General features: G+C 45.8%; 21 protein-coding genes, 18 tRNA genes, 1 rRNA gene and 1 other annotated feature. Of the genes, 2 read left to right on the top strand and 38 right to left on the bottom strand.

All coding sequences use genetic code 11. From position 1 onward, the window contains the following. The 8 genes from ACWOEX_RS06330 to trmL form a co-directional block, all read right to left on the bottom strand. On the bottom strand, positions 1 to 2,504 hold a 2,504-nt coding region (locus ACWOEX_RS06330; protein WP_455298727.1), incomplete at its 3' end, for an SdrD B-like domain-containing protein. Positions 2,505 to 2,865: 361 nt separating this feature from the next. Next, complete coding sequence (locus tag ACWOEX_RS06325; RefSeq protein WP_455298726.1) at positions 2,866 to 3,117, bottom strand: YSIRK-type signal peptide-containing protein; 252 nt, start codon at positions 3,115 to 3,117, stop codon at positions 2,866 to 2,868. A gap of 331 nt (positions 3,118 to 3,448) precedes the next feature. Next, a complete protein-coding gene (locus ACWOEX_RS06320; protein ID WP_455298725.1) occupies positions 3,449 to 4,411 on the bottom strand; it encodes a 3'-5' exoribonuclease YhaM family protein in 963 nt (320 codons plus the stop codon). A gap of 12 nt (positions 4,412 to 4,423) precedes the next feature. After that, positions 4,424 to 7,183, bottom strand: a complete 2,760-nt coding sequence (locus tag ACWOEX_RS06315; RefSeq protein ID WP_455298724.1) for an AAA family ATPase — start codon at positions 7,181 to 7,183, stop codon at positions 4,424 to 4,426. Positions 7,184 to 7,206: 23 nt separating this feature from the next. Continuing rightward, positions 7,207 to 8,478 (bottom strand): metallophosphoesterase family protein, encoded by a 1,272-nt coding sequence (locus tag ACWOEX_RS06310; protein ID WP_455298723.1) that lies wholly within the window; start codon positions 8,476 to 8,478, stop codon positions 7,207 to 7,209. A gap of 128 nt (positions 8,479 to 8,606) precedes the next feature. Beyond that, positions 8,607 to 8,945 (bottom strand): YlbF family regulator, encoded by a 339-nt coding sequence (locus tag ACWOEX_RS06305; RefSeq protein ID WP_455298722.1) that lies wholly within the window; start codon positions 8,943 to 8,945, stop codon positions 8,607 to 8,609. A gap of 44 nt (positions 8,946 to 8,989) precedes the next feature. Further along, on the bottom strand, positions 8,990 to 11,164 hold the full coding sequence (locus ACWOEX_RS06300) for a transglycosylase domain-containing protein (RefSeq protein WP_455298721.1): 2,175 nt from the start codon (positions 11,162 to 11,164) through the stop codon (positions 8,990 to 8,992). Positions 11,165 to 11,259: 95 nt separating this feature from the next. Continuing rightward, a complete protein-coding gene (gene trmL / locus ACWOEX_RS06295; protein ID WP_455298720.1) occupies positions 11,260 to 11,772 on the bottom strand; it encodes a tRNA (uridine(34)/cytosine(34)/5-carboxymethylaminomethyluridine(34)-2'-O)-methyltransferase TrmL in 513 nt (170 codons plus the stop codon). A gap of 135 nt (positions 11,773 to 11,907) precedes the next feature. Here trmL and ACWOEX_RS06290 point away from each other — a divergent pair, with 135 nt between their 5' ends. After that, positions 11,908 to 12,489 (top strand): xanthine phosphoribosyltransferase, encoded by a 582-nt coding sequence (locus ACWOEX_RS06290; RefSeq protein ID WP_455298719.1) that lies wholly within the window; start codon positions 11,908 to 11,910, stop codon positions 12,487 to 12,489. A 71-nt stretch (positions 12,490 to 12,560) separates the two neighbouring features. Here ACWOEX_RS06290 and ACWOEX_RS06285 read toward each other — a convergent pair whose 3' ends face one another. The 11 genes from ACWOEX_RS06285 to mreC all read right to left on the bottom strand — a co-directional run bounded on the left by ACWOEX_RS06285 (position 12,561) and on the right by mreC (position 22,562). Next, positions 12,561 to 13,517 (bottom strand): NAD(P)-dependent oxidoreductase, encoded by a 957-nt coding sequence (locus ACWOEX_RS06285; RefSeq protein ID WP_455298718.1) that lies wholly within the window; start codon positions 13,515 to 13,517, stop codon positions 12,561 to 12,563. Between the two features lie 5 nt (positions 13,518 to 13,522). After that, a complete protein-coding gene (locus ACWOEX_RS06280) occupies positions 13,523 to 14,299 on the bottom strand; it encodes a hydrolase (protein ID WP_455298717.1) in 777 nt (258 codons plus the stop codon). Positions 14,300 to 14,502: 203 nt separating this feature from the next. Further along, positions 14,503 to 15,684, bottom strand: coding sequence for an acetyl-CoA C-acetyltransferase (locus tag ACWOEX_RS06275; protein ID WP_455298716.1), 1,182 nt, complete (start codon positions 15,682 to 15,684; stop codon positions 14,503 to 14,505). 95 nt (positions 15,685 to 15,779) lie between these two features. Continuing rightward, the gene (locus ACWOEX_RS06270; RefSeq protein ID WP_455298715.1) at positions 15,780 to 17,726 is read right to left on the bottom strand and encodes a fructose-specific PTS transporter subunit EIIC; all 1,947 of its coding nucleotides are present in this window, start codon (positions 17,724 to 17,726) and stop codon (positions 15,780 to 15,782) included. Between the two features lie 14 nt (positions 17,727 to 17,740). Beyond that, positions 17,741 to 18,667, bottom strand: coding sequence for a 1-phosphofructokinase (pfkB, locus tag ACWOEX_RS06265; RefSeq protein ID WP_455298714.1), 927 nt, complete (start codon positions 18,665 to 18,667; stop codon positions 17,741 to 17,743). A 137-nt stretch (positions 18,668 to 18,804) separates the two neighbouring features. Continuing rightward, positions 18,805 to 19,863 carry a class I SAM-dependent methyltransferase gene (locus ACWOEX_RS06260; RefSeq protein WP_455298713.1) on the bottom strand — a complete coding sequence of 353 codons (1,059 nt, stop codon included), beginning with the start codon at positions 19,861 to 19,863 and terminating at the stop codon, positions 18,805 to 18,807. 77 nt (positions 19,864 to 19,940) lie between these two features. Continuing rightward, the gene (gene rpmA / locus ACWOEX_RS06255; RefSeq protein WP_455298712.1) at positions 19,941 to 20,231 is read right to left on the bottom strand and encodes a 50S ribosomal protein L27; all 291 of its coding nucleotides are present in this window, start codon (positions 20,229 to 20,231) and stop codon (positions 19,941 to 19,943) included. A 23-nt stretch (positions 20,232 to 20,254) separates the two neighbouring features. Next, positions 20,255 to 20,596, bottom strand: a complete 342-nt coding sequence (locus ACWOEX_RS06250) for a ribosomal-processing cysteine protease Prp (protein WP_455298711.1) — start codon at positions 20,594 to 20,596, stop codon at positions 20,255 to 20,257. Positions 20,597 to 20,601: 5 nt separating this feature from the next. Further along, on the bottom strand, positions 20,602 to 20,910 hold the full coding sequence (gene rplU / locus ACWOEX_RS06245) for a 50S ribosomal protein L21 (RefSeq protein WP_455298710.1): 309 nt from the start codon (positions 20,908 to 20,910) through the stop codon (positions 20,602 to 20,604). A gap of 22 nt (positions 20,911 to 20,932) precedes the next feature. Next, positions 20,933 to 21,004: a sequence feature (ribosomal protein L21 leader region), on the bottom strand. Between the two features lie 101 nt (positions 21,005 to 21,105). Beyond that, complete coding sequence (gene mreD / locus ACWOEX_RS06240) at positions 21,106 to 21,636, bottom strand: rod shape-determining protein MreD (RefSeq protein WP_455298709.1); 531 nt, start codon at positions 21,634 to 21,636, stop codon at positions 21,106 to 21,108. After that, entirely contained in the window at positions 21,633 to 22,562 is a 930-nt protein-coding gene (gene mreC / locus ACWOEX_RS06235) for a rod shape-determining protein MreC (RefSeq protein WP_455298708.1), read from the bottom strand. Before mreC ends, mreD begins: the two co-directional genes overlap by 4 nt. 398 nt (positions 22,563 to 22,960) lie before the next feature. Here mreC and ACWOEX_RS06230 point away from each other — a divergent pair, with 398 nt between their 5' ends. Beyond that, entirely contained in the window at positions 22,961 to 24,253 is a 1,293-nt protein-coding gene (locus tag ACWOEX_RS06230; RefSeq protein WP_455298707.1) for a uracil-xanthine permease family protein, read from the top strand. A gap of 493 nt (positions 24,254 to 24,746) precedes the next feature. Here ACWOEX_RS06230 and ACWOEX_RS06225 read toward each other — a convergent pair. The 19 genes from ACWOEX_RS06225 to rrf all read right to left on the bottom strand — a co-directional run bounded on the left by ACWOEX_RS06225 (position 24,747) and on the right by rrf (position 26,615). Continuing rightward, positions 24,747 to 24,819: transfer RNA gene (locus ACWOEX_RS06225), tRNA-Phe, on the bottom strand. Between the two features lie 61 nt (positions 24,820 to 24,880). Continuing rightward, positions 24,881 to 24,952, bottom strand: a tRNA-Glu gene (locus ACWOEX_RS06220). A 33-nt stretch (positions 24,953 to 24,985) separates the two neighbouring features. Beyond that, positions 24,986 to 25,073 (bottom strand) — tRNA-Ser (locus ACWOEX_RS06215). Between the two features lie 8 nt (positions 25,074 to 25,081). Further along, positions 25,082 to 25,155: transfer RNA gene (locus ACWOEX_RS06210), tRNA-Ile, on the bottom strand. 4 nt (positions 25,156 to 25,159) lie between these two features. Next, positions 25,160 to 25,230, bottom strand: a tRNA-Gly gene (locus ACWOEX_RS06205). Positions 25,231 to 25,252: 22 nt separating this feature from the next. Further along, a tRNA-Asp gene (locus ACWOEX_RS06200) sits at positions 25,253 to 25,325 on the bottom strand. Between the two features lie 22 nt (positions 25,326 to 25,347). Then, positions 25,348 to 25,420: transfer RNA gene (locus ACWOEX_RS06195), tRNA-Met, on the bottom strand. 65 nt (positions 25,421 to 25,485) lie between these two features. Next, positions 25,486 to 25,575: transfer RNA gene (locus tag ACWOEX_RS06190), tRNA-Ser, on the bottom strand. A gap of 18 nt (positions 25,576 to 25,593) precedes the next feature. Beyond that, positions 25,594 to 25,667, bottom strand: a tRNA-Ile gene (locus ACWOEX_RS06185). A gap of 9 nt (positions 25,668 to 25,676) precedes the next feature. Further along, a tRNA-Met gene (locus ACWOEX_RS06180) sits at positions 25,677 to 25,750 on the bottom strand. A 35-nt stretch (positions 25,751 to 25,785) separates the two neighbouring features. Next, positions 25,786 to 25,859: transfer RNA gene (locus ACWOEX_RS06175), tRNA-Pro, on the bottom strand. Between the two features lie 4 nt (positions 25,860 to 25,863). Continuing rightward, a tRNA-Arg gene (locus ACWOEX_RS06170) sits at positions 25,864 to 25,937 on the bottom strand. Positions 25,938 to 25,943: 6 nt separating this feature from the next. Continuing rightward, positions 25,944 to 26,029 (bottom strand) — tRNA-Leu (locus tag ACWOEX_RS06165). A 54-nt stretch (positions 26,030 to 26,083) separates the two neighbouring features. Then, positions 26,084 to 26,155: transfer RNA gene (locus tag ACWOEX_RS06160), tRNA-Gly, on the bottom strand. 4 nt (positions 26,156 to 26,159) lie between these two features. Further along, positions 26,160 to 26,232 (bottom strand) — tRNA-Thr (locus ACWOEX_RS06155). Positions 26,233 to 26,254: 22 nt separating this feature from the next. Next, positions 26,255 to 26,336, bottom strand: a tRNA-Leu gene (locus ACWOEX_RS06150). A 9-nt stretch (positions 26,337 to 26,345) separates the two neighbouring features. Then, a tRNA-Lys gene (locus ACWOEX_RS06145) sits at positions 26,346 to 26,418 on the bottom strand. A gap of 2 nt (positions 26,419 to 26,420) precedes the next feature. Continuing rightward, positions 26,421 to 26,493 (bottom strand) — tRNA-Val (locus ACWOEX_RS06140). A gap of 6 nt (positions 26,494 to 26,499) precedes the next feature. Continuing rightward, positions 26,500 to 26,615, bottom strand: a 5S ribosomal RNA gene (gene rrf, locus ACWOEX_RS06135). Positions 26,616 to 26,625: the final 10 nt, after the last annotated feature.

Genomic DNA, 26,625 nt, shown 5'->3' with positions numbered 1-26,625 from the left:
GCTTCTTCATCGCGTTCAGTAGTTACAGATGGGGTGCGTCCGTCATCACCATCTTCACCATCGTTACCGTTTTGACCGTCACGAACGATTTCTTCACGGATGAGTTCGTCTACGCCTTCGGTGTATTTACCGTCGCCGTCCACGTCGAAGTAGAATGTGATCGTTGTTGTCTTCGCTTCTTCATCGCGTTCAGTAGTTACAGATGGGGTGCGTCCGTCATCACCATCTTCACCATCGTTACCGTTTTGACCGTCACGGATGTAATCGTGATCGATTAATTGATCAATGCCTTCAGTGTATTTGCCATCACCGTCTTTGTCATAGAAGAAGATGACTTCTGTTGTTCCTTCATCTACCTTGTTTGTTTCAACTAAGAAGGAATTACCATCCGCACCATTTTTCACAGGGATGGTTTCTTTAACTTCGCCATCTGGGCCTTTAATGATGATGACATATTCGCCATTTTCTTCATTGGTGCGATCGACCTCAATAGTATCGCCTTTAGGTGCTTCTGGTTTAGGTAATTCCATAACCTTAGTATCACCATCTTGGAAGATAACTGTTACAGTGCCATCGCCATTGTTTTCGATGTCCTGAACAGCTTTATCGAAGTTGTATCCAATAATCGCTGGGCGAATCGGTTTTTCTATGTGGCTGTCAACTTCAGTGAAGTATTCTTTGAAGTATTCTGCTTCACTCTGACCATCTTCACGTTTTGGATAATCTTTAGAAGAGTCGTATTTGTAGATGTAGCGGATACGTCCATCTTCACCACTTTGAACCAATTTAATGCTGTTTGGTTCGAGATCTTTGTTTTCAGTGATTTCGATGTCGTAAGCTTCATCTTCAACTGTCATTTCGTAGTTATAGATTGGTGCTACTTCTTCTTTGACGAAACCAGTATCGAAGCTGAGATCTTCATGGTCGAGATAAAGAATCAATTGTGTCCCATTTGAATCATTTTCTCGATCACCACTACCAATTGTGGTTGAGCGATAGCCATCAGGCGTTTCGAAGTTGATGGTGTAGTAACCCTTTGAAAGGTCAGTAAACTCATATTTACCTTCATCGTCCGTGGTGGTTTCTTGGACATTTCCTTCTTGGTCAGTCAATGTCACACGAACATTAGGGAATGGCTTATCACTTTCGCCACCCTGAACGCCATCACCATCGTCAATCCAAATATAATCACCAATCTTAAATGTTTCTTCTTCCGTATCTGGATTAATCGGTGTAGCTACAGTGTTGTCCCCTTCAGAGTAACTACTTTGGACATTAGGGTAATAAGTGAGTCCACGATCTAATGTATAAGATATCCCAGGTTGTTCATACATAGTTACGTAATCTTTCATACCGCCCGGTTCACCTGGCATTTCCCATACAATAATGAGTTGCTGACCATCGGCCATCAAGTTTTTCCCTTTATTTAATACTGAAGTTTGATCGTTTCCAAGACGGATTGTTTTTTGGTTAGGATTTGGATTATCAACCTCACTTACTTCATCTGTAATTTCTTCTAGTCCGGAAGGTAAGTTATTTACATCAATGAACATGCCATCAGAATACTTAGATAACTTATTTCCGTTAAGATTTAAGACTCCTCTGTCTACTTTAAATACCCTATAAGTCAAATCTTCAACATTTAGATCACCGATCTTATCATAGAAGGTCAAACGAGGAGCTAAATTTTTACCGTTCTCATCCTGGCCAAATTGGAAGTCTTCCCCAGTAGCATTCAAATAGGAAACAACTTGAAATTTTCCATCTTGACTCAAGAAACGAAGCGGAGCTATCCCACTATTTGGATTACCCTTTGCTTCTTCTGCTAACCAATAATTTACTTTTAACTGTTCAGAATGTTCTTCACCAGCTAGACTAAAACTGAAAGGATAGAGAGTATCTTGCTCCGTTATAGTTTCTTCTTTTGCCCCTACGCCAAAAGAAAAATTACCATGTATATTTTGATACCGATCAACTGCATCAGTAAAGACCATCTTAATAACATTATTTGTTGAAGGATAGCCTTCATACGTTCCCTCAGCCAGATGAGTACCATCTGCAAACATAATGTTTAGATCCTTAGTTTCAGTATATGGGGTTCCTAAGTATAAAGAATCTCCAAGATCAATCTCAAAATAATCTCCCGCTTTAACACTATCATCTACTGTAAAGTCTGCTCGTATGGTAAGACTATCTGCTCCGAATCTTTGATAAGTATCCTTACCTAAATTTTCTGTTCCATCACTATAAATATCTGTTTTTTCTTGACCGGTTCTATTGTCAACAATGATTAAATCAATGTTATCCATATGAACATTATCATTGACATTCTGCCCAACTTCACGAGTCTGAGCCGCAAAGTTTGCAAATGGAATTTTCTTATCCGATGTCGCATAAGCGACTAACGCATCTTTTGCTTCTTGATTTAAATCTAAAGTGTCAAAGTTTTCTACACCAATTTGACCTAACCATTCTTTGACAGCTGGGTCATCACTCCCTAACAAGTCATGGAAAGTGGCATCCGGAGAAATACTTGCTGGGAGTTCTGGATATTCAGGTGCAGTTGCTTCTTGAGGAAGTGTTTGTTCAACACGCTGTACATCATCAGAAATAGCTGGTTGTTCCGCTACTTCTTTTTGAGGTTCTGATGCTTGTTCAGGTGTTTCAACTGTTTGAGAAGATTCTTCTGCTTGTGAATCTTCTTCGATTTGTGCATCTGTTTCCTCAGATGAAACTTCACGTTTTTCTTCAGAAACAGATGGTGTTTCTTGTTGTTCATTTTCTACTTGAACAGCTTCAGAATCATCACTAACGACATCATTAGTTTCTGTTTCAGATTCAGGAGCGTCGGCTTCGCTATCTACTTCATCGAGTAATAGCGAATCGTCGTACCCCCCCCCCGATTTCTGAAACGGTTACATTATTGCCAACAAAAGATTCGTTGACTTGGCTATCGGTGACTTCTGCTGCGTGCACACTGATGCCATTAGATACAAATAGCAAACCCGCAGACACGGCAACAGAAGCTACGCCCACTGAAAGACGCTTAATTGCATAACGGTAGAAACGCTGTGCGTCACGTTCTTTCAGAAGCTTAAAATTCTTCTTACTAACCATGAGAAACCTCCTTGTAAAAAAATAGTAAATAATAAGATAAAAATAAGTATTTAGAAAATCTTAAATACACTAACTACCAAAGTAGAAGAACAATTATATACTTTTTGTTGATGCAAATACAAATTAATTATGTTAAAAGTTCTAAATTATAGCAATGTTAGTCTGTGTATTTATACTCTAAAAATACTTACAATACTCTTATATATCATTTATTGATAAAATTCAAGTAGCAAAAATTGTAAATATTTTCCCAAATAATCAATAACAAGCAAAAAACGCCAGCGAAAAATCTTAAATTTAAGACTTTCACTGACGTTATCTAGTATTTTCGTTACTCTTCCATTTCCTCACTCGGACGATAGAAGGCGCGGTTGTCCATCGCGAACAAGCGACCCGAGAATTCACCCGGTTCAGTCTGCTCTTTGGCTTTGAGGAGCTGATTCATGTCTGCATCGAGGTCATCGAGATGATGCAGGATTTCGGCTTCCATGAGCTGTGGGCGCACGGGACTGCCGTATTCCTGCTGGCCGTGATGTGCCAGCAACATGTGCTTTAATAACACGACGGCTTCGTCATCCTGATCGTAGCCGAGTTTTTCAGCAGTGAGCGAAACTTTTTCAGCAATCAGACTGATGTGGCCGATCAGTTTGCCCTGCATGGTGTACTCGGCACTCAAGGGATCATGGAATTCGATCACTTTCGCCATGTCGTGAAGCATCGCGCCGCCGTAGAGGAGGCTCTTGTTGATGCCGTCGTATTGGTTCGCGACCGCTTCACAGAGATGCAGGATCGATAGCGTGTGGAAAGCGAGCCCACCCGGATAGGCGTGGTGAATCGTCTTCGCTGCCGGGTAATCGAAGAAGTCTTTCGCATTCTGATTGAGGAGATCACGCACAATCGCGAGAATCTTCTCATTCGTGATAGCTTCCAAGTATTTGCGAAATTCCGCCACCATGTCGTCTTTTGCAGCCGGTGCATCCTCGAGGAAATCAGTAATCTCCTTATTCTCATCGGCACGTTTGAGACGCATGTCCTGAATGCGCGCCTGTGGATTCCCGTTGTAGAGTTCGCGGTACCCCTTGAGCAGCACAATTTCACCTGGTTGGAACTGTTCGATATCACGATCCGTCACGTCCCAGTGCATGCCGTTAATTGTGCCCGATTTATCCTGGAAGGTGAAGGCGAGATAGTTGTTGCCGTTGCGGTCGGTTTTCAGTTCGGCGTTCTTGATGAGAACGAACAGTTCGAAATGATCACCGACCGGATAGTCGTTAATACGTGGTAAGTCTGTCATCACATTCACCTACTAACGATTGAGCACGGTGAGCTGATCGCGGTTAACCCACTCTTCGATGCGACTGTCATGCGTGAAGAGGATGACCTGTCCCTGTTCGGCACGTTCTGCGATTAATGTGTAGACCGCATCGCGCGTTTCGTCATCGAGATGTGCGAACGCTTCGTCGATCAGGATCGGTAATGCCTGATCCGGTAGGACGGTGTCGATGAAGGCGAGACGCAAGGCCATGAACAACAGCAATCGTTCCCCGCGTGAGAGCTGAATGGCGTCACGGGTTTCACCGTCGATCACGAGGGCAAGCTGTTTGTCGTTGAAGGCAAGTTTTTCGAGGCGACCTTCTGAGAGACGATTCAAGTAGCGGCCGGCCTGTGAGAGGACGGCTTGAGATTGATCGCTACCGAAGTCACTGACCTGACTCGTTAAGGCGTCGATCGCAAGTTGGCGACTCGCCCAGTCAACGGACGCTTCATAGACGCTATCCAGCGAGTCACGCAGTTTTTGTTTCTGTTCGTCGACGAGTCCCTGTTGTTCGAGGTCATCCATCTTCTGCTTGATGCGCGCGATGGTATTGACGGTCTGGTTGATCTGACTGTTAATCTGAGTGAGGCGACTCTGATTATCGCTAATCTGCGTTTCAATCGCAGCGTCTGCCAAGTTGTAGGACATCACGGCTTGGTTGAGCTGTTGTTTGAGCCGATCGCGTTCACGCTTCTGTTCCGCCATTTCATGTTCCTTCGCCATGTCCGCTTCGAAGAATGAGAAGTCATCGTATTCGTAACGCGTCATCAAATTGTTCAACGCGTCGTCAATACGGTTCGTTTCGCGAAGGAGTTCACGTTGATCCGTCTGATGCTGAGCTTTTGAACGTAATTCGTATTGGTGATCGCCCTGATACTGTTTCGCTTCGGCGTATTGATCTTCGAAGGTGCGGTAGACAACATCCATGGAGAAGCGTTCGCCGTCCAATGCCGTCTGGTAGTCTTCCCAGAGCGCTTCATGCCCTTTGGAAAAGCGTCCAACACCGGAGGATTTCACGAGTTCGTTGATGTCCTCTTCAAGGCGATGAATTTGATCGGCGTAGTCCGTCTGCAGCCATACGAGCGCTGAAACGGCGTCGGAACCACCTTTTGCTTTGACGAGTTCTTTCACGTCTCTGTTGAACGTCTTCGATTGTTCTTCAAGTTCGTTCAACTGATCGTTCTGATCGTCGATACGACGCTGCAATTCGGCACGTTCGCTATCAATATCGCGAATATCGAGGCGGTAGTTCTTGTCTTCCTGTTCGGCAAATTTCTTCCCTTTCGAGCTCTGATACCAACCGAAGAGTGCGAAGAGCCCACCGAGGACGAGCGAGGCGATCCCGCTACCGACGAGGAAATTACGCTGTGTGAAGAGGAAGGCGATGATCAGGAGCACGCCGATACCGAGCAAGACCCAGCCGAACGTCTTGATCCAGCTGGTGATGAGGTTCGGCATGTATTCCTTGAAGTCATCGTAATCGGCCATGACTTCTTTGCGTTCCTCGCTGAGGTCGGTGCGCTGTTGTTGTAGGTTTTCGAGACCGGACTTCGTATTTTGGTAGAAGACGCGACGGTTATCGATATCCTTCTTACGTTCGAGCCATTCGTTATTTTCTTCTTCGCTCAGCGGTTCTGGCAATTCGTCGACCGATTGCACCCCTAATGCCGCGAGCAAGGAACGTTCGCGATAGCGTTTCTGAACGATCTGATCGTGAATCTCGGAATCCTCATTCGCAAACTGGCGGTAGGCGCGTGCTTCCGAAACGAGATCGGCGCTGATCGATTCGTGATCGAGAATCCACTGTATCCCACTGTTGAGTTCGTCGGTCGTATCGGTCGATTCCTCAGACATCTGATCCGACACGCTGTCGAGCTGTTCGCGTCTCGCTTCGAGCATCTTCTTCTTATCCATCAACTGTTGATAGCGATAATAGTCGTCCTTCGCAAAGCCGATAAAGTTGTAGTTGGCGATGGCCTGTTCCGCGGCTTGGAACTGGTGGACGAGATCGGATTGCTGATCGGCGAGCTGCAGGTCGAGCGTCTTCTTATTGAGGTTTTCACGCACGTGTTGTAGTTGTGCGAGTTTGGCGTTGAGTGCTTTCAACTGACGTTTCAATTCGAAGTACTGTGATTCCTGATGCGCGGCCGCTTCGAGCGATTCATTCTCTGTTGCCAAGGCATTGAGCTGTTGGTTCAACGACGGTTTCTGACCGTTTGGCAGATAGATGTCGTCGGCTTCACGCTGTAACTTCGGCACGATATTATGCATAATCTGCTGATGCCCACTCGTCGTCAGTTCCGCAATATTTTGTTGTAGCTCCTGATTGTCACTCCAGACGAAGTTCAGCAATTCATCTTCAGAGAAACTGAAGAGATTGGTGTAGTCTTCACGCGTAATACGTTTGAAGAGAAAATCAAAGTCGTCGACGTCGTGACGTTCGCCATCCTGATCGAAGAAGTGGAGCGACTGCTTGCCGTTGACTTTGGTACGTTCGATCTGAACATCCCCGTAGTCGGTATCATCGAGCCAGATCTTACCACCGTAAACGGCGTGCGGATTGGTATCGTAGGCACGTTGGTCGCGACGACGCATATCCGGGAAACCGAACATGACGCTGATCATGAAACTCATGACGGTCGATTTACCGGAACCGTTCATCCCTTCGAAGACGTTCAAGCCATCCTGGAGGTTGTACGATTGATTAATAAATTTTCCGTAGCTATAAATGTCAATTTTTGAGATATACATAAGTTGTAATTCCTTCCGATGATTTACGACTCATCATCCATTAATAAACGCTGTTCCGCAAACGACACGACATCATCGATCATCTGTTGACGGTCGATCTGACTCCAGACGCGGTTCGCCCAGGTTGAGTGTTTCAAGAGCGGTTCAATCAACGTCTCGAAAACTTCCGGATCGCGGTACGTTTCGATACGTTGCAGTGCCATTTTCTGTTCATATGGCAGGAGCGCAATGGTGTCTTCTTTGGTTTCGAGTGCGAGATGCAAGTCGAAGAGCATGACATGTCCGACGCGGTCTTCGCCACCGTTGTGATACTTACTGAGATAGCGACGACGAATTTCATCGGCAAGTGTTTTGGCGTAACGGTGATAGGTCGCCATCGTTTCACCGTCGTCACTCGCTACTTCTAAGGTCACATCAGCGAGTACGTTCAAGCTCTCCTCAACAGCGGTGATTTCCATTTTGCGCATAGCCTGTTCAATCGCCATCCGCAGGCCTTCCATATCCGATACTGTATCGAGCGGAATCGTGATCGGTTGGAACTGCCAGTCCGTCGTCTCAAACGGTTCGACTTCCGGTGCCTGTCCCTGTTCGATCGAGACAAGCAAGGCGCCTTTTGCACCGACTTCGTTGGCACGCGTGCCCTGAATATTACCGGCGTACCAGGCGCGGTCATCATCGAGGACACGATGTGCACCGTGGATGTGCCCGAGTGCCCAATAATCATAGTGATGAGCGATCATATCCGCCTTCGTAAATGGCGCATAGTGATCGCGTGCACTGTCTCCCGTTCGTTCCGCACCATGGAAGAGCCCGATGTGATAGTCCGTCACGTGACTGCGTTCTGGATAATCCTTTAGGCGATCTTCGTTGATCCACTGTGTCGTGTAGCTGAACCCGGAGAGCGCAACGGTCTCGCCGCTTTTCGTTTCGAGTTCCATTGATTGCACACTATCTCTAAAGATATGCGCATTCTTCGGTAGATTCACGTGCGATGATTTGAGCGTGTCGTAGTCGTGATTACCGAAGATGATATATGCTGGAATATTGTATTCTGCAAGCTGTTCCAGTCCGCGTTTGAAGAGGAGCTGGTCAGCGAGCGCACCTGTGGGTTGATCGTAAATATCGCCAGAGAAGACGACAAAATCAACCTGTTCATTGATAGCTGTTTCGATTAAATGTCGGAAACTGTCACTCACAGCGTGTGTTAAAACGCGCTTCAATTCGTGATCGAAGTGCTGTAGTCGCTGCATGGGACGTCCCAAATGCAAATCTGCTGCATGTACAAAACGAATCATGAATAATACCCTTTCTAAACCGTATCGTCTCCTATTCTAGCATATCCAACCATCAAAAAAAGCCGTGTCTGCTCATGAGACACGACTTTTTCGAACAATCGTTCGCTAGGTTAGCCTAGCACACACTATTAAGCGTAGATTTCTTGGATTGGTTTAGTGACCGCGTTGTTTACATCGTTCAATACGCGGTTTAATTGTTGTTCTTTTTCCATCAAGGCTGCGATCAATGCGTTATCGCTCATTTCCTTTTGAAGGTTTTGAGCTTCTGTCATTTCTTCTTCAGAAGGTTCTTGACCCATTTGAAGTTTCAACTGCAAACCTTGTTGGAGTTCACGGAATTTGTTGTAGATATTAGAAGCTTCTTCGTCTGCTTTAACATCTTCCATGGCTGCTTTGAGGGCAGCGTATTCGTCGAGTTCGCGTACTTGACGTTCTAAGTCATTAATTGTGTCGTAAATATTTGCCACGATAATGATCCTTTCTAACTGTGCGCTACATGTTCTCTTGGCGATTATCTAAATTGATCGATAAATCGATTCACGGTATTCCGTCCACGGTCGATCCATCCATTGATGGTATCGAAGACCGAGGATGATTCTTCGCCTTCTACGGCTGGGTTCTGGTCAATCTCTGGGTTCGCCTCATTGTCCTGGATATTCTGAACATCGAATGGCGTGCCCGGCGATTGTTCGAGCAGTCCCTGCATGATCTGCTGGAAGTTCGTTCCCGAATACACCGGTGAACTGTTCCAGATATAATTCTCATCAGAGGACTGATCAAAGCCGTACCATGATGTTACCACAATATCCGGTGTATAGGCGACAAACCATTGATCGTTTACCCCCGGAATATTTTCACCAGTCTCTACTGTACCAGTCTTTCCGGCAATTTGGTAGCCATAAGGTGCAGCAGATGCACCGGTTCCGCCCGGTTGGTAGACGTTCATCAGCATACTGCTCATCGTTTCCGCGATATCTGGTGAAACGGCATTATTCTGTTTCGGTGCCTGGTCGCGAACAATCTCGTTACCATCCGAATCGACAATGCTCTTGATGAAGAACGGTTCCGAACGTTTACCCTTATTGACGAAGGCGGTGTACGCACCAGCGATTTCGAGTGGTGAGGTTCCTTTCTCGAAACCACCGAGCGCGCTGGATAATGCCATATCGCTGTCGGTGTATGGAATACCGAATGCATCGAGTTTATGCATAGCAGGTTCGACACCGATCTCATTCATCAACCACACGGCTGTCGTGTTTTTACTCTGAGCAAGTGCTTGCCAGAGATAGAGCTGGCCGACTGTCGTGTAGTCGTGGTTCTGCGGTGCATATTTCTCAGCACCGTAGGATTTCACTTCGTCCGGTACGATATCAAACGGCGTGTAGCCAGCCTCTAATGCTGGTGTATAGACGTTGAGTGGCTTGATGACCGACCCCGGCTGACGACGCATCTGTGTCGCACGGTTGAAACCGCGGAAGGTATGCCCATCGTTACCACCAACGACGGCGAGCACGCCACCCGTATACGGATCAAGTACTACACTAGCACTCTGCGCGACTTCTCCAGTCGGACCACTCGGGAACAGCGTACGATCCTCGTAAATACGATTCAAGACATCCTGGTAAGCCGTATTCAAGTTCGTCGTAATTTGGTAATCGTTATGCATGAGGTCTTCTTCCGCAATACCGAATTTATCACGCGCTTCATCAATCACCGCATCGAAGTAGAACTGATATGGATTCTCTTCATTCGGCAACTTGTTGTTCATCTGCGGCATATCCGCATTCGTTGCCGTCTGAGTCGTATTTTCATCGATAAAACCGTTATTGTTCATTAACTGCAACACCAGGTTACGACGTTCTAACGCGCTGTTATAATCGTCCACCGGATTATAGATGCTTGGCCCCTTCAACGCCCCAGCGAGTACCGCTCCTTCAGAGAGCGTGAGATCCGCTGCGGATTTACCGAAGTATTTCTCACTGGCATCCTGTACCCCGTAAGCGCCGTTCCCAAAGTAGGAGTTGTTGAGGTACATTTCGAGGATCTGATCCTTGGAGTAGGTTTTTTCGACTTCGAATGAGATGAATAATTCCTTGAATTTACGGAGCAGCGTCTGTTCATTCGTTAGGAACGAGTTCTTGACTAACTGCTGGGTTAAGGTCGATCCCCCACCGCTGATCTGACGATTAACGAGTAAGCCGGCCATGGCACGTCCGATACCGATAATATCGAACCCGTGATGATCGTAGAAACGCTTATCCTCCGTCGATACTACGGCTTGCTGAACCGCAGGCGAAATCTGATCGATGGAAACGTATGTCCCATTCGCTCCGGAGAGCTTGCCGAGATCATTACCGTTCTGATCCTTCATCATCGTCGTTTCTTGCAGACGTTCTTGGAGATTATCCACATCCGTCGTCTTCGCCACACCGATGAGATAGGCTTCGAAGATAAAACCAAATAGCAAAACCGCGAAAATCGTCCATTTGATGATACGGAATTTCTTGAAATAGAATTTCACGTATTCAAAGAACGTTTCCGGTTTTTCGATGGTTTCCTTCTGTTTATTATTTTTTTGACGATTCGGCTGTTCCTTTTTCGAGGGTCGTTGCTTCATCGTGGGTTGTTTCTTTATATTTTGGGGTGATTGATGCCGCCGCTTGGGACGCGGTGGTTGTTCAGGCATGCGCCATCCCCTCCTTCCCGAAAGTGATTATGCTTATTGTACACGAATTTTAATGCTTTTCCGCTTTTTCGTGCATTCTTAATAAAAACGTACACTTAATCGAGTTTGTCGTTCTCGTAGTGGTGCGTGCGTTCCAAGTTAGGAAAACCTTGTTGGCGCAAAACTTCATAAATGATGATTGCTGCGCTGTTTGAGAGGTTCAAGCAGCGTACTTTGCTGTCATCCTGTGGAATACGTAAACATTGCTCGGCATGCTCACGCATAAAGTCTTCCGGTAATCCTGTTGTTTCACGACCGAACATGAGATACATATCCTCATCGATATGTGCGTTGTAGTCAATGTCCGTGTAGTCGTGATTGGCGAACTTACTGATCAGGTACAATGGGCTATCACCGATTGATGCCATAAAATCCTCCAGACTATCGTGATAGTGAATCATTACATTGTCCCAATAGTCGAGTCCCGCACGTTTGAGGTGCTTGTCATCGGTTTGGAAACCGAGCGGACGGATCAGATGCAAGTGCGTATCCGTCGCTGCACACGTTCTTGAAATATTTCCAGTATTAGCTGGAATTTCTGGTTGATACAATACAATATGATTAGCCATTATAGACTCCTCTCTCTAATTACCGTCTATTCTAACAAAACCGCGACCTAACGGGTAGTCTCGCTATTTTAAAATCATAACAGTTGTATTAAAATTAGCCTAAAATCAGTCACTATATATCTGGGAGGAGAGCCTATGTTAGACCTAAAAACTAAAATTAAGCAAGACGGGAAAGTTTTCCCGAACAACGTACTGAAGGTTGACTCGTTTATCAACCATCAGATTTCACCCGCTGTCATGCAAGGGATCGTTGAACAGTTCGTCAATCATTTCAAAGACGCTGGCATTACAAAAGTTTTAACGATTGAAGCTTCTGGTATTGCACCTGCGATGATGACGGCTGCAGTATTGGATGTGCCGATGGTTTTTGCGAAGAAGAAAGAGCCTGCCACCCTACAGGATCAAGACGTCTACAAAACCGTTGTACACAGCTACACTAAAGATGAAGATAATACGATCATCGTCAGTCGCCAGTATTTATCACCGGAAGATCATATTCTGATCGTCGACGATTTCCTCGCAAACGGTGAAGCGTCACTCGGACTCGTTGATCTCTGTCGTCAGGCAGAAGCTGAAGTGAATGGCGTGGCCATCTGCATTGAGAAATCTTTCCAACAAGGACGCGAACGCCTCGAAGCGCTCGGTCTCGACGTCTACTCCGAAGCACGTATCGCTTCGCTCGATAATAATACGGTCACCTTCGCAGACGGTCACTAATTCATTGCACGACGCACATAAAAGGCGCGTAGCCCTGTATCTCGGGTTACGCGCCTTTTTGATGGTATTGATTAGCTCATCACATTTTGTGGGTCGCCATCAATAAATTTATTGATATTTTCGAAGACGATCTTCGCACGTTTCACCATGGATTCTTCCGTCAAGAAACCAATGTGTGGTGTTAAGATCGCATTCTTCGCATCGAGCAATGCGGTGTCTGCTGGCAATGGTGGTTCCTCATCAAAGACATCGACACCCGCACCAGAAATCTTACCGTCATTCAACGCTTTAGCGAGCGCATCGTTGTCGACGATGGCACCACGCGCCGTATTCACTAAGATGGCTGTTTCTTTCATCTTAGCGATTTTATCTGCGTCGATGATACGTTCAGTATCCGGTGTGCTTGGCAAGTGAATAGAGATGATATCACTCTCAGCCATCACATCGTCTAATTCTTTGTATTCCAGGCCAATTTCTTTGGCGGCGTCTTTTTCACTGCGGTTGTAGCCGATCAGGTTCGCACCGAAAGCTTTGAAGAGTTTCGCAACTTCGATACCCAGTTTACCTGTGCCGACGATACCTACCGTTTTGCCGGAGATTTCGCGACCTTTGAAGGCACCTGGGAAATCATCTGTTTTACGTGTGTCGTCGTTAGATCCTGGAATATTGCGGTAGAGTGCTAACGTTAAACCGAGCGCTAATTCAGGAACGGAACGTCCCGCATAGCCAGATGCATTCGATACGGTGATGCCTTTTTCCTTCGCAGCATCCATACCGACGTGGTCCACACCCGTGAAGGCCACATTGATGTACTTCGTTTGTTCAAGTCGTTCGATCACTTCGTCAGGGTATGGGTTATTCGCAATAACGACGATATCTTTGTCTTTACTGCGTTCGTAAAGTTCGTCTGAATCTGTCGTTTTCTCTTCATACACCGTGATCGTGTGTCCAGCCTCTTCCAGTGGTTGGATGAGTTCCTTGAGCGTATCCTCTGGAACATTCAAAGGTTCTAAAATACCAATATTCATGATTATCACCTTTCTTTATCCTTTAACTGTTGTTCTTTGACTTGTTTTTCGTACTGAATCAAGGTCATACCATCGTGTTCATCCAAGAATTCTTCACGTTTGTCGGCACGGTAGCGATCCATGTAGACGCGGAACAATTCCCCAGTCGTCGGTGGTGCCCAACTGATCGCATCCGCACCAGCATCCAGTGCCTGGCGAATAGTTGCTTCGGATTTACCACCGGTTGCGATGATTGGAATATCTGGGAATTTCTTCGAGATGCGTTCAACGAGTTGTGGCGTACGATGACCACCCGCAACGTTGAAAATATCGACGCCCGCTTTATGACGATCATAGAGCTGATACTCTGAAACAACCGTTCCAATAATCGGCGCATCGATCATATTCGCAATCTGCGTCACATTCTCATTCGGCATCGGCGTATTCACAACGACCCCAGAAGCACCTTCCGCTTCAGCAGAGAGTGCAAGGTAAGTACTTCGAACGCCCTGTGTTTTACCGCCTCCGACACCGGCAAAGACTGGTTGATTGGCAACACGACAGATGGCTGAAATAATCGCCGGATGTGGCGTATAAGGATAGACGGCGAGAATGGCATCCGCATTCGTATAGCAAATCGTTGCAATATCCGTACTAAATAGAAACGACCGCAGACGCTTTCCAAAAATACGAATCCCTGGTGCCTCTTCGATAATCGAAGGGACAGACAAGTTATCTTGCTTCAACAAAGTATTAATTGTTTTGTGTGTCCCATCTGCACTACGACTGCTGATTGTTGCCATTTAATTCACCTTCCATCCTTAATGTATGCAATAATTAACTAATCTTCTAATACTTCTGCAACTTTAGAAATCGCAGTGATCACTAAACCGATTGTCGTAAAGATTGCGGCAATCTTTTTAAGCTTTTCGCTTTTTGTCATCTTATCCTCTCCTTACATATTTATTATAGTGTTTTTTTATTATAGCGATTTTTGTAAGAATATTCAAGCGTTTTCAATAATGGCGGTAACCCCTTGTCCGCCACCGATACATAGTGTCGCTAAGCCGTATTTCAAGTCTTTGTGTTTGAGTTCGTGGACGAGTGACACGAGGATACGCGCACCAGACGCACCGATCGGATGACCGAGCGCAATGGCACCACCATTTGGATTAACCTTCTCCATTGGCATGTGCAATACATCAATTACTGAAATCGCCTGGGCAGCAAACGCTTCGTTCAATTCGATCGTATCCATATCCTGGATCGTGAGGTTGGCTTTCTTCAGTGCGCGTTCTGTCGCTGGAATGGGCCCCGTACCCATGATATCCGGTTTCACACCACCCGTACCCATGGCGGTGATTTTAGCGAGCGGTTTAATACCGTATTCTTTCACTTTGTCTTCGGTCATGAGAATAAGGGCTGCCGCACCATCGTTAATGCCTGATGCATTCCCTGCGGTCACCGTGCCGTCCGTTTTGAATGCCGATTTCAACGTCGATAATTTTTCGAGCGAACTATCAAAACGAGGGAATTCATCGGTATCGAAAATGGTCGTCTCCCCTTTGCGTCCTGGTACTTCGACTGGCGTGATTTCATCTTTGAAGGCACCGTGCTCAATCGCTCGTTGCGCTTTTTGTTGGCTGTTTAGTGCAAAAGCATCCTGCTGTTCTCTCGAGATATTAAATTTCTCAGCAATGTTCTCGGCGGTGATCCCCATTGGCTGTTCGCTAAAGGCATCCTGGAGACCATCTCTCATCATCGTATCGACGACGGTATCGTTGTTCATTGTTTTACCGAAACGCATATTCGGCAAGACGTACGGTGCACGACTCATGTTTTCTGTCCCACCGACAACAACGACCTCTGCGTCCCCCATCAACATTTCCTTGATACCGAGATCGACGGCTTTCATTCCTGAACCACAGACCATATTCACGGTGTACGCGGTGCTCTGATCGGACATGCCGCTATTCAAAGCAACTTGACGTGCCACATTCTGACCGAGTCCGGCTGAGAGAACGTTCCCAAAAATCAATGCATCCGCAATGGTCGGTGATTGGTTAATTGTTTTGAATAAGTCTGAGACAACGGTCTGCCCCAGCGTAACGGCTGAAATAGCGCACAAACCGCCACCGAATTTTCCGATGGCGGTTCGCTTTGCTGCTACGATATAGATATTTTTCACGTGATTCACTCTCCATTGTTTTCAATCGTCTTAGGATAACATATTTTAACTGGCAACTGATAGTCTCTAGAGAGCCTTAACGTTTTCTCAATATTTTAGTTTTCTTCGGTAAATAATTGGTAGATGGTTTCTGCGTCTTTTGCAGCCTTCAAGCAATCAACGAAATCAGACTGCATTAATCGTTTAGACGTTTCAGATAAGTAATGCAAGTGTGCCTCACCACCAGATGCTGGAATGAGGAATGAAATCACCGTATCGATCGGTTGACCGTCAAATGATTCCCATTCCACACCATTGTTGACTTTCAAAATCAACATGGCAGGTTCCTTAATAGAGGCGTCCTCCGCATGTGGAATCGCAATCCCGCGTTCCATACCGGTGGAGCCACTTTCTTCACGTTTGAGATATTTCTGGTAGACAGCTTCCGCATTATCCGTTAAGCCAAGTTTTTCAGCACTGATACTCAAGTAATCGAGAATGGCGTCACGACTATCGCACGGTACATCCACTTGAATGTATTCTAATTTCAAAATACTTTCTAAGGAATCATCTGCAGTCTTATCCTGAGTTGGCGTTGCAGCAACAAGGGCTGGTTCCGGTGTCGTGTCTGTTGTTTCTACAGCTTCCGCTACTTCCTCAGTTGTCGTTGTGGTTTGACCACGACCTTCAGCGATCGCTAATAAAATACCAGCAATCAACGCACCGACCAGAATATCAATCACCCAGATGAACGGACGATTAACAATCGGTAAGACGATGAAACCACCATGCGGCGCTGGCACGCTGATGTTCGTCATGTAAGACAATACCGCAGCCACCGCAGATCCAATCATAAAGATTGGAATATTAACAAGTGGATTCTTCGCAGCGAACGGAATCGCACCTTCTGTAATGTGTGTCGCACCGAGCAAGAAGTTAACGTAACCTGCACTGCGTTCTTTTTCGTTGTATGCATTTTTATTGAATAGAACAGAGAACCCGGTAGCGATTGGTGGCACCATACATGCAGCGGAAACACCAGCCATGAAGTAGTAATTACCTTGCGCCAATAACGCTGTACCCGTTAAATAAGCCGCCTTGTTAACGGGACCACCCATATCGAACGCTGCCATCGCACCGACAATCGTTCCTAAGATGATCGGGTTCGCGCCTTCCATTTCTTTCAGGAAGTTCATCATGCCTTCATTGATCGTCTTCATCGGTACGGAGAGGTACCACATCGCGAGACCGGCGATCAAGGTACCGAGAACTGGCAAGATAAAGATCGCCTTGAGTCCGTCGATCGACTTTGGTAATTTACTGAATAGCTTGTTCAGTAAGAGCACGACACCACCAGCGAGGAACCCACCGAGCAGTCCGCCGAGGAACCCTGTCCCATTGGTGTAGGCGATCATACCGACTGTGAACCCGACGATTAACCCGGATCGTTTTGCAATTGCTTCCGCAATATAAGCAGCGAGTACGGGTACCATCAAGTTCATCGCGAAGCCACCAATCGTATTCAGTAGGTACGCGAATTGGTTAAATTCCGGATGCCCCGGTTCAGCTGAATGAATCCCCCAGAAGAAGGAGCAGGCAATCAATACCCCACCGGCAACCACGAGTGGCAACATGTGGGACACACCATTCATCAAGTAAACGTATAACTGATGACCGATCCCCGCTGCACCGGACGATTCATTTTCTGAATGACGTTCTTGCGCAGCTTTTTCAGCTTGGAAAATTGGCACCTGATCATCATTCAAAATACGATCAACAAGTTCATCCGGTGCTTTGATCCCTTTCGATACCGAAACATTAATCACACGCTTCCCTGCAAAACGTTCGATCTGAACATCCTTATCGGCAGCGACGATAACCCCGTCTGCTTCTTGAATTTCTTGATCGGTCAATGCATTTTCGATACCCGTCTGACCGTGTGTTTCGACTTTAATACTGATACCACGTTTTTCAGCGGCTTGTTCGAGGGCTTCCTGCGCCATATAGGTATGCGCGATCCCTGTTGGACAACCTGTTGCCGCAATAATTTTATATTTTCTCATCTGTCGTCATCTCCTTAGTCATGGGATGTGAGTGTAATATCTTCAGCGAGTTGAGCAACATCACTAAAGTCAGTCAACCCTGAGGTAAACGCTGTGGAACTACCAGCTGCGATCGCCTGCGTCAAACTCTCTGCATCTGATTTGCCTTCCAGTTGCATGGCGATAAATGTACCGAGCATCGTATCACCCGCACATGTGGTATTGACCACTTCGCCGTGCGGTGCGGTACCGTGGATTACGCGATCTGCCGTGACCAGCACTGCGCCATCTGCACCGAGTGAAATCAGAACTTTTTGTGCGCCACGTGCAATCAACTGTTTACCACAACCGATATATTCTTCACGGTTAGGCACATGATCAAGATCAAACCAAGTCTGCAGCTCCTCATCGTTAGGTTTGAGCAGTGCTGGATGGTACGCTAACGTATCGAGCACCGCCTTGTAGCTCGTATCAATCACTAATTTGAACCCTTTAGCTTCGGAGAGCTTCGCAATTGTCGTTAAGATACTCGGTTCAATCCCCTTCGCAAAACTACCAGAAATCACCAACACATCTTCAGACGTCAATGCTTCGAGTTTTTGTAGTAATTCCTGCTGCTTAGCGTCACTCACTACAGGACCTGGATTAACGAGTTTGTATTCCTTCCCCGTAGCCGTCACCTGTGTGAACACATTGATACGCGTCATGTCATCGACATGCACGAAATCGTTAGCAATACCGGTCTCAGTTAATACATCTTCAATGTATTTGTTGGTGAAGCCACCACCGACACCGAGTGCGGTATTATCCACATCGAGCTTCTTCAGGATAAAGGATACATTGATCCCCTTCCCGTTCGCTGTTGCCTCAGAAAATTCCGTACGATTGACGACTTTTTCCTCATAGTTCTCCGTCTGAACAAACAAATCGATCGCCGGATTCAACGTCAATGTATAAATCATCGGTTAACTAACTCCTTTCTGAAACCATTATTCTATTCAATAATAGTTGATCATTTTATCACATGTATATACTAGATGCAATCGATTCCATTATATCCACAAAACGCAGGCAATGCAGCCTGCGTTTTGTGGATGAGTTAAATTGAGCGTTTATTCTCCTGTGCATCATGGACTTCATCCGCCCATTCTTCCAGGCGTGTTTGATACTTGCGTACGGCATCGACATCTTTGATATCCGGAATTTCACCAATCAGCACGTGAGGTGCTTGTACGGCACGTTTGCCTTTCTTCTGTACGACGAGAATAGCTTTCTTCATCGATGACTGTCTGAACATATTGCTTGGAAGCTGTAAAATCCCCTGCAAGTAACCGAATGATTGGATGGTTTCTAGTAACTTATCGAATCCTGGCATTTCAGCCACATTACCGGGCACGAGATAAACTCCCCAGCCTTCATCATTCATGACTTGGAAGCCTTGTTCAATGAATAACGGATGAATGTAGCTGAGACCGCGGTCGTTACCCTCTGATTGACTATTTTCGCTCTGATAGTGATCCGAAATCGCCTTATTCGGATAGTAACCGAGTGGCAGATCGCTCACGATCACATCAGACTTAGGAATATAGAGATTTTGTAGCGCGTCGCTGTGATAGAGTTCTGGTTCATGCCCTTCCAGTGCGAGCGCATGTTCACCGATACTGAGCATCAGTTCATCGCTGTCGACACCGCTCCCTTCGACATTAAATCCAAAGGCGCGCAATGTCTCAGAAACGACACCCCACAGGTTACCCGTACCGATTGCCAAGTCCGTGAGTTTTACCGGTTGCGTTTTTTCAATAGTTCCTTCTAATACTTTTGCGATAATATCGCCCATCAATAAACTAATCGTCGGTGGTGTCATCTGATTGTTCGGTGGTAATTGATCGACACGATCGCCTTCAAGCATCAGCAGTTGAATCAAAAACCGAATCTCTTTGACACCGAGCGATTTTCCTTCTAAAATCCGATATTTTTCTTCGAGCTGTGCTTTAACTTCGTTGCTCGGTTCACCATCGAATTGTTGTACACCTTTGAGATGGAGATTTTGGAAAGTTTCATGCAAGGCTTCGGTATAACTCATATCGAGCGCTTCAGCGGTCAATTTTGTCGCATCGTTTAACGCATCGTAAATTTGATTAATTTCATTATTTGCCATGATTGCCACCTTTCTGCTGTACAAAAAAACGCACTCGCTCGAAAACGAATGCGTCAATCATTTCAAAATCGTTAGCTTTAAGCTTCTGCTACTTCTGGGTAAACAGAAACTTGTTTGTGGTTACGGCCTTTACGTTCGAATTTCACGATACCATCGCATTTAGCGTATAACGTGTCATCGCCACCGCGACCAACGTTGATTCCTGGGTAAACCTTAGTACCGCGTTGACGGTACAAGATTGCGCCACCTAAAACTGCTTGACCATCAGCACGTTTAGCACCTAAACGTTTGGACTGAGAGTCACGACCATTGGCGGTTGATCCGCCCCCCTTTTTGTGGGCAAAGAATTGTAAATCTAATTTCAACATCGCTTAGTACCTCCCTTAAAACCTTATTGCTGATGGCAGTGCACTTCAATATAGTCACCGTATGACGGCTCTAAATCGTACGCCATAATATTGTACGTACTCTCAAACAGCCACTGCCAGGTTTGCTGCTCTGCTTCCTCTAATGACTCCGGACACTCGATCCGAAGATAGCCACCATTTGAATCAGATTCAACAAGCGGTATGTTCGTTGTCATCATTCGTTCCAAATTGTTTGCCAGCCCGATCGTCAATACAGATACGGCGCTGCAAACAATGTCATGGCCGTATTCACCAGCTAGCGCATGTCCTGAAACTTCGAGACAGACCCAATCGTCACCGCTCTTTTTAAATTCAGCAACAATCATTTGAATTAACCGTTAATTTTTTCGATCTTAACTTTCGTGTATGGTTGACGATGACCTTGTTTACGACGAGAGTCTTTCTTCTTGATATAGCGGAAAGTTGTCACTTTCTTTTCGCGACCTTGTTTTTCCACAGTACCTTCAACAGTTGCGCCTTCGATGATTGGTGTACCAATCTTAGCGTCGTCGCCACCGATGAAGACAACTTCGTCAAACGTTACTTTGTCACCAGCTTCAGCATCAATTTTTTCGATGAAGATTGATTCGCCTTCAACAACTTTGATCTGTTTGCCACCTGTCTTAATCATTGCGTACATCCTACGCACCTCCTATTTCATTATTTTTTCCGAGACTCGCCACCGTAAGGGTTCACATGAAACTTAACCTCACAATGTGCGGTTGCAGATCCGGTGCAACGGAAATACAACGCTCCTATTCTATCAGATGCGGCCACCCCGGTCAACTGCTTTTCACCAAAAGAAAAACGCCTAGTCAGCACTAGACGTTGATGATTAATCCGCATGTATCCACTTCACGATATAATTCAGAACAGCCATCACGATAAATGCGAGGAAAGCATTGAGAATCAATGATGGGACGAAACGATTGATGAAATACGTGCCGTATGAGAAGTAGTTTAATCCAAGTAATCGGTACAAGAGGTACATCCCCTGCATATATAGAAAAACGGTCACAATCAGCCATAGCCATTCACTATAGAAGTGATTGAGCGTTAACTTACGAACGTGGCGCGTGAGGTACACGAACAGCGGCCAGATGAAGAGATGAATCCCGATAATCTGATTGTAGTAGAGATCGAATAATAAGCCGATCACTACGGCAGTGGTATAGAGTGTCTTCGTATGGTCGTCTGAAAGCTTTTTTGCGAAATAGATGAGACCCAATAGAAAAATGGCTGGATCCATTCGATAGTGATTATTTGCGGTCAATCGCAAAAAGACGAGTGGCAACACCCCATCTAAATAAAAGAAAAAGATGAGCAGCAGTGGTACACAAGCGTACTGTTTGAATGCTTTAATCACTCTGCTGCCTCCTTATCCGTTGTCGGCGCATCAACAAATGTATCCTCTTCGATCGTGATCGGTTCCGCATCATTTTCCTTATCGGTAGTTCCTATCGTCATCACCACGAAAACATGACGGATATCGTTGAAATCCGCACTCGGTTTTACACGAATCTGTTTAGATAATCCAAAGTTATCGACGCTACTCTCCGTTACTTCACCGATAATGAGGCCTTCCGGTGACACCCCACCGAGACCATTCGTCGTTACGACATCGCCTTTTTTAATTTTGGCATCGGCAGCGACCTGTTCAACCACCAATTCATTTTTATTACGATCGTAGGCACTGACCACACCGTATTCAATAGCATCCTCCGTTTGAATCCCAGCTGCGACATCGATGTGGTTATCCGCATCAGAAGTCAACAGGCGCACCTTGCTGGAGGTCGGTCCAACTTCGTACACACGTCCGATTAAGCCGGCGTCGGTCATCACAGACATATCTTTTTCAATACCGTTATTGCTACCGACATCAATCGTTAAACTCTCAACCCATTCGTTCGGTGAACGAGAAATGACGGAAGACGCAATAACCTTCTTGCCTTCCAAACTCGGTGCTAAGCCGATTAAGTTCGTTAGTTCCGCGTTATCTTCTTTTAGACGTTGATTCTGTACTTTTAATTCTTGTAATGTACCAATTTGACGTTTAAGTGATTGGTTCTCTTCATAAGTATTCTTCAACTCTGTAATCGAGTCGCTAAAATTCATGAAGGCATTCGCCGGTGTGGAAACGATACGTCCCACCATCGCATTCACATCATTCACCCAGTTCAACGGCATTGGAACTGAGCGGTCTCCAAACAGCGAGAAAGCAATCAAACTCATTGCTGTGATAATACTAAAGAAAAAAACTATTAATCGTTTATTTTGAAAAAAGTGCCTCACGCCACTTACCCCTTTATGTTCACATTGATTCAAGTTTTATTATAACGTTTTTTGTGACTAGCACCTGATAAAAGGCATCAAAAAATAAAAAACACCGCCATATTTTACAACCAATGCATGGTGTATTTCAATCTGATATAGCCTATTAATTGGTGTCATTTTTCATTTCATTGTATCAAAGGCCAAACACGCAGGCAATATATGTATGAAGAAACATATTGACTTTTTAAATGAGTTTAACTAGACTATTCTTCAGTCTGCGGTACCTTTAATATCATCCCGTGAGGTGACAAAGGGCGCTTTTCATCATATTCATGAAACTGCGATTCAGCTTTTAGAGGTCCCGACTACCAAATCTAGGGACTTTTTTTATGTCCTGAAAAGGAGTTTTATCATTTATGGAATTAAATACTACACGTCTCAAGATACGCTACGATCTCGATGATCGCCCACCATTTGGCGAAGGTCTTATTCTCAGTATTCAGCACGTTTTCGCTATGTTCGGTGCAACGATCCTCGTACCACTTATTCTCGGCATGCCCGTGTCCGTGGCACTCTTCTGTAGTGGGCTTGGCACATTGATTTATCACTTCTTCACACAAGGTAAAGCACCAGTCTATCTCGGTTCATCCTTTGCCTTCATCGGCGCCATGCAGTTAGCCATCGAACAAATGGGCGGTGGCTTCTCTGCTGCATTGACCGGTATTATCATCTGTGGGGCGATCTACGTTCTCGCTGCTCTCGCCATTAAAGTTATCGGTAACGGTTGGGTCGATCGTCTCCTACCACCTGTCGTGATTGGACCGATGATTATCGTTATCGGTTTGAGCTTAGCTGGTTCTGCGGTCACAAACGCCGGATTCGTCGCTGACTCTGACTGGAAGAGCATCGTTGTGGCACTCTTCACCTTCTTAGTCTGTGCATTCATCAATACTAAAGCAAAAGGATTCCTACGTATCGTACCGTTCCTTGTATCTATCATTTCTGGATACATTCTCGCTATTGCGCTCGGCATGGTTGACTTCACACCGATTATCGAAGCGAAATGGTTAGCTTTCCCTGAATTCATCTTACCGTTCGAAACACCATGGTTCGATCACTACAATTTCTACTTCGGCCCTGAAATGTGGGCGATTGTTCCTGTCGTTTTAGTAACCATCTCTGAACACATTGGAGACCACACCGTGTTGAGCGAAATCGCTGGTAAAAACTTCCTAAAAGATCCAGGACTCGACCACACATTGATCGGTGACGGTGTCGCAACAGCTGTTTCTGCCTTCTTCGGTGGCCCAGCCAACACAACATATGGGGAAAATACAGGGGTTATCGGTTTAACCAAAGTATCTTCAACGCACGTATTACGCCAAGCTGCAGTCATAGCGATTCTCGTCAGTTTCTTCGGTAAGTTAACCGCCATCATCTCAACCATTCCAAATCCCGTACTCGGTGGGATGTCTATCCTACTTTACGGAACTATCGCAAGTAATGGTTTGAAATTGCTCATCGAAAAGAAAGTTAATTTCCAAAATGTGCGTAATCTCATCATTGCGAGTGCCATTCTCGTACTCGGACTCGGTGGTGCACAACTGGAAATTGGTAATCTCGTGACGCTGTCCGGTACAGCTTTATCCGCATTAGTTGGTATCGTTTTAAACTTGATCTTACCTAATGACGCTGCACTCGAAGACTAAAAATTTACCTCTATAAACTAAAGCGGTGAACGTCAGTCCGTGATGTTCACCGCTTTTTGTATGCTCTATGTTTGTTAGATAACTTGACACTAGAAAAATTATTTAGCTTCTCATCCACTAGTATTACTCACAGCTATTATAGGCACTGATCATACTTTCTATTCGATACTCCTAAGACCAATAAATCCATAAGCCTAAATCCTATTCATATTAATACCATTCTATAACTGCCACGCAACTTGAAGACATTATATGTAGATCTCTCAATCACTATTTACTTTCTTTTTCTCTGTTGTACTGTTGGAGTAAGTCCTGGCGCAAGCTCTGTTTCTAAGTTTATTTTCTTTTCACATTTACTTCAGCGGAAACTTGCGCTTTTTGGATGCACAAAAAAACTGAAGAAAAACAGTTTTCTGTTTCTCAGCAGTCAGATTTGTTTATGAACCCAAAAAAGCGATGACCGCTGATCACAGCAATCATCGCTTCTTTCTAATGGTCCGAGACAGAATCGAACTGCCGACACTATGAGCTTCAATCATATGCTCTACCAACTGAGCTATCAGACCATCTACCTCTAAATTAGAGATATAAAACAAAAGATCTAGCAGAGCCAGACCTTTTTAATAATGACCCGTACGGGATTTGAACCCGTGTTACCGCCGTGAAAGGGCGGTGTCTTAACCACTTGACCAACGGGTCGTCAAGTATAATAATGTCGACGAATCCATCGAACGGAGAATAAGGGATTCGAACCCTTGCGCGGTGTAAACCGCCTAACGATTTAGCAAACCGTCCTCTTCAGCCTCTTGAGTAATTCTCCACATTAAATGGACCAGAGTGGACTCGAACCACCGACCTCCCGCTTATCAGGCGGACGCTCTAACCAGCTGAGCTACTGGTCCATAAAGCGGGTGACGAGAATCGAACTCGCGACAACAGCTTGGAAGGCTGTAGTTTTACCACTAAACTACACCCGCAGAGACAGGTATCTCTACTAAACGATCCCGATGAGATTTGAACTCACGATCTCCTCCGTGACAGGGAGGCATGTTAACCACTACACCACGGGACCAATTATTCTTATTTCAAAGAAATTGCGGAGGAAGGATTCGAACCTACGACCTCCGGGTTATGAGCCCGACGAGCTACCAACTGCTCTACTCCGCGATAAGTAACAGAATAATTATATCATTTTATCACTCACTTGGCAAGGCCAAGATTTAAATAAAATAAGGAGGATAAGGGATTCGAACCCTTGCGCGGTTTGACCCGCCTGACGGTTTTCAAGACCGTTCCCTTCAGCCGGACTTGGGTAATCCTCCATGAGATAATTACGGCTATGGACCTTGTAGGACTCGAACCTACGACCGGACGGTTATGAGCCGTCTGCTCTAACCAACTGAGCTAAAGGTCCAAACCTGTATAGCGGCGAAGGGGATCGAACCCATGACCTCCCGGGTATGAACCGGACGCTCTAGCCAGCTGAGCTACGCCGCCATCGTCATTTATTTCAATGGCTTTTATACCATTTATCGGGAAAACAGGATTCGAACCTGCGACCCCTTGGTCCCAAACCAAGTGCTCTACCAAGCTGAGCTATTTCCCGTTAATGCGCCTAGCAGGATTCGAACCTGCAACCGCCTGATTCGTAGTCAGGTACTCTATCCAGTTGAGCCATAGGCGCAATTTATGCCGAGGGCCGGAGTCGAACCGGCACGGTGTTTAACCACCGCGGGATTTTAAGTCCCGTGCGTCTGCCTATTCCGCCACCCCGGCATAATATGCAAATGTATAACAGTAAGGCATGGCGGATAAAGCGCCTAACTGCTAAGCGGAAAACGGGATTCGAACCCGCGACCCCCACCTTGGCAAGGTGATGTTCTACCGCTGAACTATTTCCGCATAATGCCGGCTAAAGGACTTGAACCCTCGACCCACTGATTACAAATCAGTTGCTCTACCAACTGAGCTAAGCCGGCACAAAATTTCCTATGATGGGAATGCGGGTGAAGGGACTTGAACCCCCACGCCCGAAGGCGCCAGATCCTAAATCTGGTGCGTCTGCCAATTCCGCCACACCCGCATAGATAAATGATTCGTGGGAGGCTCGAACTCCCGACCCTCTGATTAAAAGTCAGATGCTCTACCAACTGAGCTAACGAATCAATGGAGAATGAGGGGATCGAACCCCCGACATCCTGCTTGTAAGGCAGACGCTCTCCCAGCTGAGCTAATTCTCCATATATGCACGGCAACGTCCTAGTCTCACAGGGGGAAACCCCCAACTACCTTCGGCGCTAAGAAGCTTAACGGCTGTGTTCGAGATGGGAACAGGTGGATCCTTCTTGCCATCGTCACCGCACATTTTCATG

This window comes from Aerococcus vaginalis (genome assembly GCF_053762225.1).
This window is presented reverse-complemented; position numbering and strand designations above follow the sequence as displayed.